This window comes from Streptomyces sp. NPDC041129, assembly GCF_055592265.1.
The window spans coordinates 171,281-186,561 of record NZ_JBVIYV010000007.1 but is presented as its reverse complement, the minus strand read 5'-3'; the positions used below and the strand labels follow the sequence as shown (position 1 = coordinate 186,561).

The window sequence follows — 15,281 nt, the reverse complement described above, 5'->3', positions numbered from 1 at the left end:
TGCGGGGAGCTGCCGGGAAGGGCGTCGCTCGCCGTGGCACGGACCTCGTGCCGGAAATTCGGGTGCGCGGGGCCGGATGGTCCTCCGATGATCGGGAGGTTGTCCGCCCACCACCCCAGGAGCCGCCATGATCCGGCGAGTGACCTCCCCCGCGCTCTTCCCGCCGCCCACCTACTCCCACGCCTCCGTCGTCGAGGCCGGCACCAGGCTCGCCTTCCTGGCGGGGGCCGTGCCGCTCGACGAGAAGGGCGAGGTGGTCGGTCCCGGTGATCCGGTGCGGCAGGCCGAGCAGGTGATCGCCAACCTGACGGAACAGCTGCGCGCTGTCGGCAGCGGCCTGGAGCACGTGCTGCAGACGGAGGTGTACGTCGTCAGCGGCGAGCCCTCCGTGCTGTCCGCGGTGTGGGAGGTCGTCGAGGCCTCGGGGCTGAGCCGTGGACCGCACTCGTCGACGCTGCTCGGCGTCGCCTGCCTCGGTTACACCGGGCAGCTGGTGGAGATAACGGCGACGGCCGTGGTACCGGAACCGGGAGCGGACCGATGACGTCCGGGGACGGGATCGTGCTGCGGCGGGCGGTGGCGGCCGACGCGGGTGCGGCCGCCGACGTCTGGCTGCGGTCCTTCGCCGCCGCCCTGCCCACGGTCGTCCGGCCCCGCACCGACGACGACGTACGGGGCTACTTCCACGACGTGGTGGTCCCGCTGCGGGAGACCTGGGTCGCCGAGGAGACGGCGGAAGGGAGCGGGATCGTCGGCGTGATGGTCTTGGACGGCGCTCTTCTGTCCCAGCTCTACCTGGATCCCGGGTGGCGGGGGCGCGGTGTCGGGGACCGGTTCGTCGCCCTCGCCAAGGAGCGCAGTCCGCAGGGGCTGACGCTGTGGACCTTCCAGGTCAACAAGCCCGCACACCGCTTCTACGAACGGCACGGATTCGTCGCCGTCGAGCACACGGACGGCAGCGGCAACGAGGAACGGGAACCTGACGTGCGGTACGTGTGGCGGCCCTGAGACCCGGCTGTCGGCGGTCCGCGAGTGCCCTGTCGCGCGGGCGCGTGACGCGAGGGCGGGAGCCGGGAGGAACGGTTACGGCAGCCCTGCCGTGTCCGCGGCCTTGCGCAGCACCTCGCGCAGCATCTCGGGGGTGAGCCGGCCGGTGAAGGTGTTGCGCTGGCTGACGTGGAAGCAGCCGAAGACGTCCAGGCCGTCGAGGGCGACCCGGGTGCCGTGGGCGAATGGGGGGCGCGGCCGGGGCACTGGCCAGCCCGCTTCGGCGAACGCGGGCAGCGCGGCCTGCCAGCCGAAGGCGCCGAGCACGACGGCGGCCCTGAGTGTCGGCCGCAGCAGCCGCAGTTCCTTCACCAGCCAGGGGCGGCAGGTGTCGCGCTCGGCGGGGGTGGGCCTGTTGGCGGGCGGGGCGCAGTGCACGGGTGCGGTGACGCGGACTCCGTACAGCTCCAGGCCGTCCCCGGCCCGGACGGAGCTGGGCTGCGAGGCGAGGCCCACGTCGTACAGCGCCTGGTACAGCACGTCGCCGGAGCGGTCACCGGTGAACATACGGCCGGTGCGGTTGCCCCCGTGTGCCGCCGGGGCGAGTCCGATGATCACGAGCCGGGCGTCGGGCGGTCCGAAGCCGGGCACCGGCCGCCCCCAGTACGTCCAGTCGGCGAACGCGGCCCGCTTGGTCCGGGCCACCTCCTCACGCCACTCGACGAGCCTGGGACAGGCCCGGCACTCCGCGACGCGCCGGTCGAGCCGGGTCAGGCCGCTGCTGTCGTCCATGCCGCCACCGTATGCCCGTCGTATGCCCGTCCGGCTCACGGGAACCGCGACGGCGGACCGTGAGCGGCTGGGCGGCCGCTCCGGGGAACCTGGCACTGCGCCGGCCGGGGGAAGGCAGTTCGTGGTGGGAACCGCCGCCGAAACCCGCCCGGCTCCCCCTGTCCGGGGAGTTAGGGTCGGGGCATGGCTTCCGAGGATGCGGACGAGAACGTGCACCGTGACAGTGGCGGGCCGGGCGAACCGGCCCCCGTCCAGGATGCCGAAGGCTCCGGGACCGCGGACTCCCAGCCGCTCGACCCCAAGGTCGCCGCCGCGGTGGCCGCCGCCGAGGCGGCCGGTCCGGGGAAGGGCGAGACCGTACGGATCGACAGCTGGATCTGGGCCGTCCGTCTGATCAAGACCCGCTCCCTGGGCGCCACCGCCTGCCGTGGCGGTCACGTTCACGTCAACGGCGAGCGGGTGAAGCCCGCCTACTCCGTGCGCGTCGGCGACGAGGTGCGTCTGCGACACGAGGGCCGGGAGCGCGTCGTGATCGTCAAGCGGCTGATCCGCAAGCGCGTCGGCGCCCCGGTGGCCGTCCAGTGCTACATCGACAACTCTCCGCCTCCGCCGCCCCGCGAGGCTGTGGCTCCGGCAGGCCTCCGCGACCGCGGCACCGGCCGGCCCACCAAACGGGACCGCCGCGAGCTGGAACGGCTGCGCGGCCTGGGCGGACTCGGCGGGCCCGGTGCACCAGGCGGGTTGGGTGGGCCCGGTGGTCCGGGTGGCCCCGGAGGGCTTGGTGGTCCGGGCGGGCCGGGACGAGCGCAAGGCGCCAGTGGACGCGGCAGGGCGGGCGGGGCCGGAGGCTCTGGCGGGCGTTCACGGGGGCGGTGAGTCCGCCCCCCGGGGGCCCCTCCCCCCACCCCCTCCCCTCCCCCCGTTCTTTTTCGATGCGGTGCCGCGCGCCGGCCCGCGTCACGCACATCCCCGCGCGTGGCGCACACCGGACTTGCCGACGTCACCGGCCGTGTCCCGCTCGGGTCAGGCCCGGTGTCCCGCGCGCCGCAGCCGTGCCAGCAGGTCCCTGTTGTGGGCGCGCCGGGTCCAGGCGATCAGCGCGAGCGGCACGATCAGGATCAGGGGGGTCGCCGCGTACTGACCGTCGAAGACGGTGAGCTGGACGATGAACGCTCCCACCATCAGCGCGCTCAGCGCCATCGCCGCCACCGACTGCAGGACCGGTACCAACAGCGCGACGGCGCCCGCCAGTTCGAGTGCGCCTATGGCGTACATGCCCGCGCTGCCCCAGCCCATCTTGTCGAAGGACTCGACGGCCGACGGGTGGGCGATCAGTTTGGGCAGCGCGCTCGCGATCCCGTAGAACAGGGCCAGCAGTACCTGCACCGAGCGCAGGGCGACCCGGGCGAGGCGGCCGCGGGCGGTCGGGGAGGCACCGGTGGTGGCGGGGGCGGCGGTCTCGGACATGGTGGTCTCCTGGGTGAAGCGGTTCCGATGGCTGTCACGGAGGTAGACCGGACCCGCCCCGAGAACTCATCGGTCCCGCGCCACCGGTACCGCTCTCACCCATATCCGGTCCTGGGTCAGATAGGTGTCCACCTGAAGTCCCGCTTCCGCCAGCGCCTGCTCGAACTGCTCCTTGGTCAGGGGCCGGCTCAGGAACGTCTGCGTCCAGACCGCGTCCGGGAACACGTACTCCGCTCGCACCGAACGCACTCCGTCGCCGACCGGTTCGTCCGACGCGATCCGCACGGTGAAGCCGCTCGGGTCGACCCGCTCTCTCGGTACGTCGGAGTGGTAGTCCTCGCCCTCTCGCTGGATGAGCACGCAGCCGCCCTCCGCCACATGCCGGGCACAGGTGCGCAGCAGGCCCCGGCGCACCTCGATGTCACCGGCGTGCACGAGGAACGACGCGAGCATCACCACGTCGAACTTCTCGCCCAGATCGAGCTTTTCGATCGGTCCGCATATCGTGCGTGCTCCGCGGACGCGGGCGAGCATCTCGGCGGACTCGTCCACCGCCGTGACCGTGAAGCCGCGTTCGAGCAGGGCGTGGGTCATCCGGCCCACTCCGCTGCCCAGTTCGAGGATGTGTGTCCCGGCGGGCACGGCGCTCGCGATGACGTCCGGTTCGCCGCCGATCGGGAGCCGTGTGTAGAGCTCGACCGCGCAGCCGTCCGGGGTGATCGCACCGGGTCCTGTTCCTTCGTGTCCCTCACGCATTTCGACTGTCATGCCGGGAGAACGGGTGGTGTGCGGGCGGGCGTTCCAGGGAGGGCGACGGTTCACTCGTTCGAGTCAGGTACTGGGGAGCGGGAACCATCCGTGTCCGACGTACCAGTGGCCTCCGGCCCGCAGGTGGTCGCCGACGGCTCGTTCGACGGTGGTGCGCCGTGGCAGGTCGGCGTGCGGCAGGTCCGGGTCGCCGAAGACGAAACGGACGGGTTCGGTGTCGGCGGGTTCGGTGTCCTGGTGGGCGGTGCGGAAGCGTTCCTGGAAGCGGACGATGTTGGAGTGCGCGGGCAGGTACCGCTTGAGCTGGTGGTCGAGCAGCCAGGAGTGGCAGACGGCGGCGGGGTGCTTCTCCTCGGGGTAGTGGCGGGCGAAGAATTCCCCGGCCAGTGCCAGTGAGCGGTCGCAGGCGGCCGGTGACAGCGGGCCGGCGAAGTCGGGTATGTGAAGGTTCAGGCAGGGCGTTTCGGGGGTCACGTCCAGCCCGGCCGCCGCGAGGGCGGCGCCGGTGCGCTGCCCGAGTGGGGCCCGCTGGAACTGCAGGCGTCCCAGTTGGTAGAGCTCGCCGCGGAAGTGGAGGGTGAGCCAGCGCGGTGCCTGGAGACCGGCCAAACCGTGCCGTGCGCGGTGGGTGGTCATGTTCCGGCCGAGGTCGGCGAGGGTGCGCCGGGTGATGTCGGCCGGGATACCGCGTTCCCGGTGGTGGCGGCGGACGTACGGCAGGGCCGCGACGAGGACGTAGACGGGGAAGCAGCGTTGCAGCGCGCCGGGTGGCCAGTCGAGGTCCGGCAGGTCGGCGCCGCCGTGGATCTCTCCCATGTGGCGCACCAGATCCGCGACGGCGTTCTCGAGCGACTGCCGCAGTTCCGGGTCGTCGCGGACGCGGCGGCCCATGCGTACGAGGTCGTTGATGTCCTCGTGGGGTACCGCGAGGTCGAGCAGTTCCTCGGCGAGTTCGTCGGCGTCGGGCAGCAAGCGGTGACCCCCTTGGTGTGCGTCCCTCCGAAGAGTACGTTGCAGTAAGGAGTGGTGATCCGGATGCGTACGGGCAGTGAGCCGGTGACCGCGCGCAGTGCTCTGCGGGCGCGGTTCTGGCTGAGCCTGTGGGGGATCGTGTGGGCGGTCTTCGGTGTGGCGGCGTTCTCGCTGGTGGGGCGTCCCGGCTGGGCGGCCGCCTGTGGGGTGCTGTGGCTGGTGGCCACGGTGGACATGGCCGTGATCCTCAGGCATCTGCGGCAGGGCCCGCACTATCAGCCGGGGCGGGAGGTGCCGCCGTACCGGCCGCCGGAGAGCGGTCCGCGGTATCCGCGGCCGCCGCGGACCCGCCACCCGTGACGGGAGCCGCCCGGTTCCGCCGGGTCAGGAGTCGAAACGGGCGGCCTTGAGGTAGTCGGGGTTGGGGTCGAGTGCGGCGGCCAGCCGGAAGTGACGTTTTGCCTGGTCGGGGCGGCCCTGGCGTTCGTAGGTGCGGGCGAGTGCGAAGTGCGCGAAGGCGTTGTCCGGTTCCCGCTCCAGCACGATGGTGAACTCCAGTTCGGCGGGCCGCAGTTGCGCGGCCGCGAAGAAGGCACGCGCGCGCAGCAGCCGGGCCGCGGTGTTCTCGGGGTGTGCGGCGACGACGCCGTCGAGGAGTTTCACCGCGCCGCGCGGGTCTCTCGCGTTGAGCAGTTGTTCGGCCGCGCGGAAGTCGATGACATGCGTCTCCGGAGTACGTCCGGTCGAACCACTGGTCTCGGGCACGGCAGAGTCCTTCCCTTGCTGGAGCGGTTCAACGCGCCCGCTCGGTCCGCTATTCCGCGCCGCCCCGCTCCGGACGGTCGTCCGCGGATGCCGTCCGGGGTCCGCGTGCCCGGCGCACGAGGTCGTCCCAGACCTCCGTCACGCGCTTTCTCAGGGCGTCCAGCGGCACGTCGTTGTCGATCACGAGGTCCGCGATCTCGCGGCGCTGTTCGCGGGTCGCCTGCGCCGCCATGCGGGCGCGTGCGTCGTCCTCGGTCATGCCGCGCAGCCGTACCAGCCGGTCGAGCTGGGTGGCGGGGCTCGCGTCGACGACGATCACCAGGTCGTACAGGGGTGCCAGCCCGTTCTCGGTGAGCAGTGGTACGTCGTGGACGACCACGGCGTCCTCGGCCGCGGCTGCCTCCAGTTCGCGCGAGCGGGCACCGACGAGGGGGTGCACGATCGCGTTGAGGACGGCCAGCTTCTCGGGGTCGACGAAGACGATGGAGCCGAGCCGGGGCCGGTCCAGGCTGCCGTCGGGGGTGAGGATGTCCGCGCCGAAGGCGTCCACCACGGCCGCGAGCCCGGGTGTTCCGGGTGCCACGGCCTCGCGTGCGATGCGGTCGGCGTCGATCAGTACCGCCCCGTGTTCCACGAGCAGCCGTGACACCTCGCTCTTGCCGGCGCCGATCCCGCCGGTCAGGCCCACTTTCAGCATGACCGGAAGCTTAGGCCCTGCCGCTGACGGGGCCGCTCCCGGTGTGGGCCGTGCGGCGGGACGAGGGCTTCAGTCGTCGCCCTCGCGCCGGTTCTCGCCGCGCGCTAGTTCTCGCCCCGCGCTAGTTCTCGCCCTCGCGCTCCGCCAGGAAGCGTTCGAACTCGCGCCCGATCTCGTCGGCGGAGGGGATGTCGACCGGTTCGGCGAGCATGTTGCCCCGGGTCTCGGCGCCCGCGGCCGCGTCGTACTGGTGCTCGAGTCCCTGGACGAGCGCCGTCAGTTCCTCGTCGCCCTCCTGGATCTGCCGGTCGATCTCCGTCTGCGTGCGGTGGGCCTCGGTGCGCAGTGCGTGCGCGACGCCCGGCAGCACCAGGCCCGTCGCGGACGTGACGGCCTCCAGGACGGTCAGCGCCGCGTCCGGGTACGGGGAGCGGGCGATGTAGTGCGGGACGTGCGCGGCGACGCCGAGGACGTCGTGGCCGGCTTCCATGAGGCGGTACTCCACCAGCGCTTCTGCGCTGCCGGGCACCTGGGCCTCCTCGAAGGGGCTGCGGTGTCCCGGGACCAGGTCGCTGCGGTTGCCGTGGGGGGTGAGGCCCACGGGACGGGTGTGCGGGACGCCCATGGGGATGCCGTGGAAGTTCACGGACAGCCGGACGCCGAGCCGTTCCACGATCTGCCGTACGGCTGCCGCGAACCGTTCCCATTCGATGTCCGGTTCGGGCCCGGACAGCAGCAGGAAGGGGGCGCCGGTGGTGTCCTGGACGAGGTGGACCTCGATGGCCGGTACCTCGTAGTCGGACCAGCGGTCCCGGGTGAAGGTCAGCAGTGGCCGGCGGGCCCGGTAGTCCACGAGCCGGTCGTGGTCGAAGCGTGCGACGAGCTGGTGGGGCAGAGAGTCGAGGAGCCGGTCGACGATCTGGTCGCCGGTCTCACCCGCGTCGATGTATCCGTCGAAGTGGTAGAGCATGACAAGTCCGGCCGACTCCTGGGCGAGCGCCATGTCGACCACGGCGAGGCCCTTCGGCTCCCATGCGTACAAACCCTGCGGATCAAGCACTGTGACCGCCCCTCCTCGTGTTCCCTTTCGACAACGCGCCTTGGAGCGTGGGCATTCCCGGGTCACAGCGCTGATCAGGCATCTCGCGTCCGTCGCCTTGACGCCCCGTCAGCCGGCCCCTCCCGGGGGGGTGCGGGAACCGCGCGGACGGCCATGGAGGGCGGTCGGTGGCCGGACGGCCGCGCGGTCGTCGCGGTGGAGCAGGCCGGGTCGGCGGGCCCCGGAAAACTCTGAGGGGCCGCACCTCGAAAGGTGCGGCCCCTCAGCGGCTATCGGCTAGGCCAGTGGCCGGCGATCAGCTCTGGCCGCCGGCCAGCTTCTCGCGCAGCGCGGCCAGCGCCTCGTCCGAGGCGAGGGCACCGGAGGTGTCCGCACCCTCGGAGGAGTACGAACCGCCACCCGAGGCGGCCGGAGCGGCAGCCTCGCCACCCTCGGCGGCAGCGGCAGCGTCGGCCTCGCGGGACTTGATGACCTGCTGCTGATGCTGCTCGAAGCGGGACTGCGCCTCGGCGTACTGGCGCTCCCACTCCTCGCGCTGCTTCTCGTAACCCTCGAGCCAGTCGTTGGTCTCGGGGTCGAAGCCCTCGGGGTAGATGTAGTTGCCCTGGTCGTCGTAGGACGCGGCCATGCCGTACAGGGTCGGGTCGAACTCGACCGAGGCCGGGTCGCTACCGAAGGACTCGTTGGCCTGCTTCAGCGAGAGGCTGATGCGACGACGCTCGAGGTCGATGTCGATGACCTTGACGAAGATCTCGTCGTTGACCTGGACGACCTGCTCCGGGATCTCCACGTGGCGCTCGGCCAGCTCGGAGATGTGGACCAGACCCTCGATGCCCTCGTCCACGCGGACGAACGCACCGAACGGAACCAGCTTCGTGACCTTGCCGGGCACGACCTGGCCGATCTGGTGGGTGCGGGCGAACTGCTGCCACGGGTCTTCCTGGGTCGCCTTCAGCGACAGGGAGACGCGCTCGCGGTCCATGTCGACGTCGAGGACCTCGACGGTGACCTCCTGGCCGACCTCGACGACCTCGGACGGGTGGTCGATGTGCTTCCAGGACAGCTCGGAAACGTGGACCAGACCGTCGACGCCACCCAGGTCCACGAAGGCACCGAAGTTGACGATCGAGGAGACGACGCCGGAGCGGACCTGACCCTTCTGGAGGGTCGTGAGGAACGTCTGGCGGACCTCGGACTGGGTCTGCTCCAGCCAGGCACGGCGGGACAGGACCACGTTGTTGCGGTTCTTGTCCAGCTCGATGATCTTGGCCTCGAGCTCCTTGCCCACGTAGGGCTGGAGGTCGCGGACGCGGCGCATCTCGACCAGGGAGGCCGGGAGGAAGCCGCGGAGGCCGATGTCGAGGATGAGACCACCCTTGACGACCTCGATGACGGTACCGGTGACGATGCCGTCCTCTTCCTTGATCTTCTCGATGGTGCCCCAGGCACGCTCGTACTGGGCGCGCTTCTTCGAGAGGATCAGGCGGCCTTCCTTGTCCTCCTTCTGGAGGACCAGGGCCTCGATCTCGTCACCGACGGCGACGACCTCGTTGGGGTCGACGTCGTGCTTGATCGAGAGCTCTCGGCTCGGAATGACACCTTCGGTCTTGTAACCGATGTCGAGCAGGACCTCGTCCCGGTCGACCTTCACGATGACGCCGTCGACGATGTCGCCGTCGTTGAAGTACTTGATCGTCTCGTCGATCGCGGCGAGGAAGGCTTCCTCGTTACCGATGTCGTTGACCGCAACCTGCGGGGTGGTGGCGGTGGTCTCGGTGCTGCTCGTCATGTGGGAAAGGGCTCCGGTACGGACATTGAAGTCGTAGGTACTGCTACGCCGGGAGCCCGTATCGCTCTGCAGAAGCCGGACAGCCAAGGAAGCGCCCCACCAGGAACTGGTGATGGCGCCTCGACAACCGAGGGGACATACAACAGATGCGAGCGCAGCCTGCTACGTCTGAGGTGCGCAGGCCCGCAGCGCAACTTGTAGCATACGGGGGCAGCCGGGCATGGTCAATGCGCGAAGGCGCACACCCGGGGCGGATCGCCGCATAACCGGCGCAAGAATCGTCCCGCGAGGCCACGCGGGCCTTCGTGTCCACCGTGTCGCGCCCGGCGGGTTGGACGGAAGAGTACGACGAGGGAGCCGATCATCCAAGAGCCGGAACAGCTCGACCCCGACGGGTTCGAGGCGGAGGCCACCCGGCGTGACGCCGGGGTCGCGGAGAGCAGCCGGGCCAACCGGGGCTGGTGGGACCGCAACGCGGACGACTACCAGATCGAGCACGGGACGTTCCTCGGCGACGACCGCTTCGTGTGGGGCCCGGAGGGCCTGGACGAGGTGGAGGCGGAGCTGCTGGGGCCGCCGGAGGAGCTGAAGGGCAAGGAGGTCCTGGAGATCGGCGCGGGCGCCGCCCAGTGCTCGCGCTGGCTGGCCGCCCAGGGCGCCCGGCCGGTGGCCCTGGACATCTCGCACCGCCAGCTCCAGCACTCGCTGCGGATCGGCGGATCGATCCCGCTCGTCTGCGCCGACGCCGGCGCGCTGCCGTTCGCGGACGGTTCCTTCGACCTGGCGTGCTCGGCCTACGGGGCGCTGCCGTTCGTCGCCGATCCGCGACTGGTGCTGCGCGAGGTGCGCCGGGTGCTGCGGCCGGGCGGCCGGTTCGTCTTCTCGGTGACGCACCCGATCCGCTGGGCCTTCCCGGACGAGCCCGGCCCGGAGGGGCTGTCGGTGTCCGCCTCCTACTTCGACCGGACGCCCTACGTGGAGCAGGACGAAGAGGGCCGGGCGGTGTACGTCGAGCACCACAGGACGCTCGGGGACCGCGTCCGGGACGTCGTGGCCTCGGGTCTGCGTCTGGTGGACCTGGTGGAGCCGGAGTGGCCGGCGTGGAACACCTCGGAATGGGGCGGCTGGTCCCCGTTGCGCGGGAACCTGATCCCGGGCACGGCGATCTTCGTGTGCGAGCGGGACTGAGCACGACCTTCGTCTCCGTTGCCTCCGTGCGCGCGCGTGTCCGTACGCGCGCGTTGGGCCGTCGTCCGTGCGCGCAGGCGCGTGGAGGGCGTCCTCGCCGACGTACGACACTGGGGGCGTGATCCGTTACGACGCCCTGGACGCGCTGCCCGTGCGGGCCGCTCTGCCCGCTCTGACCGAGGCCCTGGACGCGGACGGCACGGCCGTCCTGGTGGCGCCGCCCGGCACCGGCAAGACGACGCTGGTGCCGCTGGTGCTGGCGGGGCTGGTCGGTGGCGGGCCGGCGCGGCGTGTCGTGGTGGCCGAGCCGCGGCGGATCGCGGCGCGGGCGGCGGCCCGGCGGATGGCGTGGCTGCTGGGCGGGCGGACCGGCGGCAGCGTCGGCTACACGGTGCGCGGCGAGCGGGCCGTGGGGCGGCACACGCGTGTGGAGGTCGTGACCACGGGTGTGCTGCTGCAGCGGCTGCAGCGGGACCAGGAGCTGGCGGGCGTCGACGTGGTGGTGCTCGACGAGTGCCATGAGCGGCATCTGGACGCCGACACCGTGGCCGCGTTCCTGTTGGACGTGCGGCAGGCGTTGCGCCCGGAGCTGCGTCTGGTGGCCGCGTCGGCGACCACGGACGCCCAGGGGTGGGCGCGGCTGCTGGGTGGGGCGACGGTGGTCGAGGCGGCGGGCGTCGCGCATCCGGTCGAGGTCGTGTGGGCGCCGCCGGCGCGTCCGGTGCGGCCGCCGCACGGGATGCGGGTGGATCCGGCGCTGCTGTCCCACGTGGCCTCGGTGGTGCGGCGGGCGCTGGCCGAGCGGGAGGGGGACGTGCTGTGCTTCCTGCCCGGCGTGGGTGAGATCGCGCGCGTGGCCGGGCAGCTCGGCGACCTGGGTGCGGTGGACGTGCTCCAGGTGCACGGCCGGGCGCCGGCCGCCGTGCAGGACGCGGTGCTGGCGCCCGGTGCGCGGCGCCGGGTGGTGCTGGCGACGTCGGTGGCGGAGTCGTCGCTGACGGTGCCCGGGGTGCGGGTGGTGGTGGACTCGGGGCTGGCGCGGGAGCCGCGCGTGGATCACGCGCGCGGCCTGAGCGGGCTGGTGACGGTGCGGGCGTCGAGGGCGGCCGGGCGGCAGCGGGCGGGGCGCGCCGGGCGTGAGGCGCCGGGTGTGGTGTACCGGTGCTGGACGGAGGCGGAGGACGGCCGGCTGGCGGCTTTCCCGGCGCCGGAGATCAAGGTGGCCGATCTGACGGCGTTCGCCCTTCAGGCGGCCTGCTGGGGTGATCCCGAGGCCTCGGGGCTGGCGTTGCTGGATCCTCCGCCGGGTGGCGCGATGGCGGCGGCGCGGGAGGTGCTGACGGCCGTGGGCGCTGTGGATCCGGCGGGGCGGACCACCGGGCTCGGGGTGCGGCTGGGCCGGCTGGGGGTGCATCCGCGGCTGGGGCGGGCCCTGCTGGACACCGGGGGCAGGGGCGCGGAGGCCGTCGCGCTGCTCTCCGAGGAGGTGCCCCGGGAGTACGGGGACGATCTCGCCGGGGCCCTGCGGCGCGCCCGGGGTGGCGGGGACGCGTACGCGGGGCGGTGGGCGGCGGAGGTGCGGCGGCTGCGGGCCGTGTCGGCGGATTCCTCCCCTGCCGCCGGTGACACCGGGTCGCGGGTGGGTGGCGGGGCCGCTTCGACCCCGGCGCCCGGGGCGGACGGGCTGGTCGGGGCGACCGTCGCACTGGCGTTTCCGGAGCGGGTGGCGAGGCTCGACGGCGGTTCGTATCTCATGGTCTCCGGGACCCGGGCCGAGCTGGCCGAGGGGTCGGCGCTGGGTGGTGCGCCCTGGATCGTCGTGGCCGTCGCCGACCGGGCCGCCGGAAGGGGGCACGCGCGTGTGCGGCTCGGCGCGGCTGTCTCCGAGGAGGTGGCCCGGGCCGCCGCCGGCGCGTTCCTCGAGGAGCGGGACGAGGTGCGCTGGGCCGGCGGGGACGTCGTGGCCCGGCATGTCGAACGTCTCGGGGCCGTGGAGCTGGCGGTGCGGCCGCTGAAGGAGGCCGATCCCGCGCTCGTGCGTGCGGCCCTGCTCGAAGGGTTGCGGGAGGAGGGGCTGGGTCTGCTGCGCTGGTCGCCGGACGCGGCGGCGCTGCGGCAGCGGCTGGCGTTCCTGCGCGCGCATGCCGGTGAGCCCTGGCCGGAGGTCTCGGACGACGCGCTGCACGCGCGCGTGGACGAGTGGCTGGAGCCGGAGCTGAGCCGGGCGCGGCGGCGGGCGGATCTCGCGCGGATCGACGCCGGGCAGGCGCTGGCGCGGCTGCTGCCGTGGGCGAGCGGGGACGCGGTCCGGCTGGACGAGCTGGCGCCGGAGCGGATCACCGTGCCGAGCGGGTCCAGGATCCGGATCGACTACCGGGATCCGGAGCGGCCGGTCCTCGCCGTGAAGCTCCAGGAGATGTTCGGGCTGCGCGAGACGCCGGCCGTGGCGGGGGTGCCGCTGCTGGTGCATCTGCTCTCGCCGGCCGGGCGGCCCGCCGCCGTCACGGCCGACCTCGCCTCGTTCTGGCGGGACGGCTACCGGGGTGTGCGCGCCGAACTGCGAGGGCGTTATCCGAAGCATCCGTGGCCCGAGGACCCGGCGGCCGCGGAGCCCACCCGGCACACCAACGCGCGGCTCGGGCGCTGACCGGCCGTGCGGCGGGGGCGCCCGTCCGCCGGAGCGGAGGGGCGCCCTCGCCGTCCTGTGCCGGCCGTGCAGTGCGTGCCGTGCCTGCCGTGCGTGCCGTCAAGAGGTCGCGGACGGGCTCGGCGAGGGGCTGGCGGAGGCGTCGGCGGCGGCGACCTTCAGTTCGACGGTGACGGTGCCGCCGCCGGGGGTGGTGACCCGGAGCAGGAAGGTGCCGGTGGTGTCGTCCGCGTACAGCTTGGGCAGCGTGAGCCGGCCCTCGGCGTCGGTCTTGAGGCCGGTGAGGGTGCGTACGGTCTTGCCGTCGGCGTCCTTGAAGTAGGGGCCCTTGTCGTTCTCGGTGGCGTCGGCGGCGGCCTTGATCAGGGTGGCGGTGGCGGCGACCCGGTCGGCGGCTGCGCCCTTGTAGGTCGCCTTCACCTGGATCTGCTCGGCGAACTCGCCGCCGGGGGTGCAGGTCATCGCGGTGTCGCCGGTGCGGGTGAGGGTGTCGGCGGCGCGGGCGGTGACGGTGGCGGTGTAGCCGACGCTCTTGACCTGGTGGCCGACGACAGCGGTGGTGATCTTGAAGTCGCCGGTCTTCTCGCCCGCCTGGAGGGCCGGTGCGAGCGCCACGCCCTTGGTGTCGGTGGCGACGGTGGCGACGGTCTCGCCGCCGGCGAAGGTGGCGTCGGTGTCACCGGTGATGGTGAACCGGATCCTGACCTTGGCGACGGCCGTCCCCGCCTTGGTCTCGGCGCGGGTGCCGATCCGCTGCCCGAACGCGTCGCCTGCCATCGCGGTGAGCTGCGCGGTGCCGGCGTCCTCGAGGTGGTCCACGGTCTCGGACGGGGTGGGCTGCTGCGGCGGGACCGGCGGCTTGGGCGGCTGGGGGTCGGGGCTCTGGCTGCCGCCGCCCGGCTGGTGCGGTTTCGGTTCGGGCTTGGGGTCCGGCTTGTGGCCGGGGTTCGTGCGCGGCGGCTCGGACGGTGCCGGGGTGTGGGTGCGCGGGGTGCCGTCGTCGCTGCGGTGGCTGGGTACCCCGCCGGTGCCGTCGGGCACGGAGTGGGTGCCCTTGCGGTAGTAGTGCAGCCAGTTCAGGACCAGGTTCAGGTAGTCCTGCGAGTTGTTGTAGCTGAGGATCGCGCTGTGCAGGCCGGGCTCGGTGGACATGTCCCAGTCGTTGCGGCACAGGTAGTGGCCCGCGGCGAGCGCGGCGTCGTAGACGTTGTTCGGGTCGGCCTTGCCGTCGGCGTTGCCGTCGCGGCCGGCCCAGGCCCAGGTGGACGGGATGAACTGCATCGGGCCGATGGCCTGGTCGTAGTGGCTGTTGCCGTCGTACTCGCCGTGGTCGGTGTCCTTGATGAGCGCGAAACCGTTGCCGTCGAGCTGCGGGCCGAGGATCCGGCCGACCGTGGTGCCGTCCGCGTCGACGCGGCCGCCGCGGGCCTGACCGGACTCCACCTTGCCGATGGCGGCCAGGAGTTGCCAGGGCAGGTTGCAGCCGGGCTTGGACGAGCGCAGCTCGGCCTCGGCCTTCTTGTAGGCGTCGAGGACGGTCGCGGGTATGCCCGCCTCCGCCTCTCCTCGGGCGACGGGGTCACCGGCCGTCGACGAGGGGCTGGGGTTGGGGCTCTTCAGCGGCGGAAGGTCCGTGTAGTACGGCGAGTTGCCGGTGGCGTTGCCGTCGGCGGCGGCATCGGGTGCGGGACTGCTGGAGCCGGCCGAGGCCGGTCTGCCGTGGTCGTCGCCGGCCGCTCCCGGGGCCTGGGACGCGGACAGTGCCGCGACCGCCGCCGCTGCCACGGCGGTGGTCGCCGCTCCCTTGCGCAGCCGCCTGCCGAAATGCGCCGCCATAGAGTGAACCCCTCCCGTGGACGCGTGCCGCGTCCGTCTCCGTCTGTGTGCCTCGCTCTGGTGTGACGGTTGACCCGGTGCTCTGGTTGCCCCTGTTCCGCCTTTCGGTCCCTGCGACGGGTGTGCGACCGGGCCGCCCGGCACGGCAACCCAGGTGACCCTACGACAACTTGCTTGGCGGGGGCACCCGTTCGCGTCCGGTTTTCGCCGGTTGGCCGACAGTGTCGGGCCGCGGGAGCCGTGAACGGCGCCGACGCATACTGGACGGGACGTGATCACCGGTCGCGAAGCCGTGGCCGACGACCGCCCGAGG

General features: G+C 72.7%; 15 protein-coding genes. 6 read left to right on the top strand and 9 right to left on the bottom strand.

The features are described 5' to 3' along the window. Window positions 1–127 precede the first annotated feature (127 nt). Window positions 128–544 (top strand): RidA family protein, encoded by a 417-nt coding sequence (locus ACZ6B1_RS23170; RefSeq protein ID WP_468781180.1) that lies wholly within the window; start codon window positions 128–130, stop codon window positions 542–544. Then, window positions 541–1,008 (top strand): GNAT family N-acetyltransferase, encoded by a 468-nt coding sequence (locus tag ACZ6B1_RS23165; RefSeq protein WP_468781178.1) that lies wholly within the window; start codon window positions 541–543, stop codon window positions 1,006–1,008. The genes ACZ6B1_RS23170 and ACZ6B1_RS23165 overlap by 4 nt, the downstream gene beginning before the upstream one ends. 75 nt (window positions 1,009–1,083) lie before the next feature. On the opposite strand, the gene ACZ6B1_RS23160 is transcribed toward ACZ6B1_RS23165, so the two are convergent. Then, window positions 1,084–1,779 carry a uracil-DNA glycosylase gene (locus ACZ6B1_RS23160; RefSeq protein WP_468781176.1) on the bottom strand — a complete coding sequence of 232 codons (696 nt, stop codon included), beginning with the start codon at window positions 1,777–1,779 and terminating at the stop codon, window positions 1,084–1,086. A gap of 183 nt (window positions 1,780–1,962) precedes the next feature. Between ACZ6B1_RS23160 and ACZ6B1_RS23155 the strand changes: the two genes are divergently transcribed. Beyond that, entirely contained in the window at window positions 1,963–2,655 is a 693-nt protein-coding gene (locus ACZ6B1_RS23155; RefSeq protein WP_468781174.1) for an RNA-binding S4 domain-containing protein, read from the top strand. Window positions 2,656–2,802: 147 nt separating this feature from the next. Here the strand turns inward: ACZ6B1_RS23155 and ACZ6B1_RS23150 are convergent, their stop codons facing one another. From ACZ6B1_RS23150 to ACZ6B1_RS23140, 3 genes are all read right to left on the bottom strand, one after another. Continuing rightward, complete coding sequence (locus ACZ6B1_RS23150) at window positions 2,803–3,246, bottom strand: DoxX family protein (protein WP_468781172.1); 444 nt, start codon at window positions 3,244–3,246, stop codon at window positions 2,803–2,805. A gap of 66 nt (window positions 3,247–3,312) precedes the next feature. Then, window positions 3,313–4,002, bottom strand: a complete 690-nt coding sequence (locus ACZ6B1_RS23145; RefSeq protein WP_468781170.1) for a class I SAM-dependent methyltransferase — start codon at window positions 4,000–4,002, stop codon at window positions 3,313–3,315. Window positions 4,003–4,077: 75 nt separating this feature from the next. After that, entirely contained in the window at window positions 4,078–4,986 is a 909-nt protein-coding gene (locus ACZ6B1_RS23140) for an acyltransferase domain-containing protein (RefSeq protein ID WP_468781168.1), read from the bottom strand. Window positions 4,987–5,049: 63 nt separating this feature from the next. Here ACZ6B1_RS23140 and ACZ6B1_RS23135 point away from each other — a divergent pair, with 63 nt between their 5' ends. Next, on the top strand, window positions 5,050–5,346 hold the full coding sequence (locus ACZ6B1_RS23135; protein WP_468781166.1) for a DUF6343 family protein: 297 nt from the start codon (window positions 5,050–5,052) through the stop codon (window positions 5,344–5,346). A gap of 24 nt (window positions 5,347–5,370) precedes the next feature. Here the strand turns inward: ACZ6B1_RS23135 and ACZ6B1_RS23130 are convergent, their stop codons facing one another. From ACZ6B1_RS23130 to rpsA, 4 genes are all read right to left on the bottom strand, one after another. Then, window positions 5,371–5,751, bottom strand: a complete 381-nt coding sequence (locus ACZ6B1_RS23130; RefSeq protein ID WP_468781164.1) for a tetratricopeptide repeat protein — start codon at window positions 5,749–5,751, stop codon at window positions 5,371–5,373. Between the two features lie 49 nt (window positions 5,752–5,800). Continuing rightward, window positions 5,801–6,448: a dephospho-CoA kinase gene (gene coaE, locus ACZ6B1_RS23125; RefSeq protein WP_468781162.1), complete on the bottom strand. Its 648-nt coding sequence runs from the start codon at window positions 6,446–6,448 to the stop codon at window positions 5,801–5,803. 121 nt (window positions 6,449–6,569) lie between these two features. After that, entirely contained in the window at window positions 6,570–7,508 is a 939-nt protein-coding gene (locus ACZ6B1_RS23120) for a PAC2 family protein (protein WP_468781160.1), read from the bottom strand. Between the two features lie 295 nt (window positions 7,509–7,803). Continuing rightward, window positions 7,804–9,297: a 30S ribosomal protein S1 gene (gene rpsA / locus ACZ6B1_RS23115; RefSeq protein WP_468781158.1), complete on the bottom strand. Its 1,494-nt coding sequence runs from the start codon at window positions 9,295–9,297 to the stop codon at window positions 7,804–7,806. A 360-nt stretch (window positions 9,298–9,657) separates the two neighbouring features. On the opposite strand from rpsA, the gene ACZ6B1_RS23110 reads away from it, so the two are divergent. Both ACZ6B1_RS23110 and hrpB read left to right on the top strand, forming a co-directional pair. Further along, window positions 9,658–10,485, top strand: a complete 828-nt coding sequence (locus ACZ6B1_RS23110) for a class I SAM-dependent methyltransferase (RefSeq protein WP_468781565.1) — start codon at window positions 9,658–9,660, stop codon at window positions 10,483–10,485. 118 nt (window positions 10,486–10,603) lie between these two features. Further along, on the top strand, window positions 10,604–13,132 hold the full coding sequence (hrpB, locus tag ACZ6B1_RS23105) for an ATP-dependent helicase HrpB (protein WP_468781156.1): 2,529 nt from the start codon (window positions 10,604–10,606) through the stop codon (window positions 13,130–13,132). A gap of 99 nt (window positions 13,133–13,231) precedes the next feature. Here the strand turns inward: hrpB and ACZ6B1_RS23100 are convergent, their stop codons facing one another. Continuing rightward, on the bottom strand, window positions 13,232–14,968 hold the full coding sequence (locus ACZ6B1_RS23100; RefSeq protein WP_468781154.1) for a lytic transglycosylase domain-containing protein: 1,737 nt from the start codon (window positions 14,966–14,968) through the stop codon (window positions 13,232–13,234). Window positions 14,969–15,281: the final 313 nt, after the last annotated feature.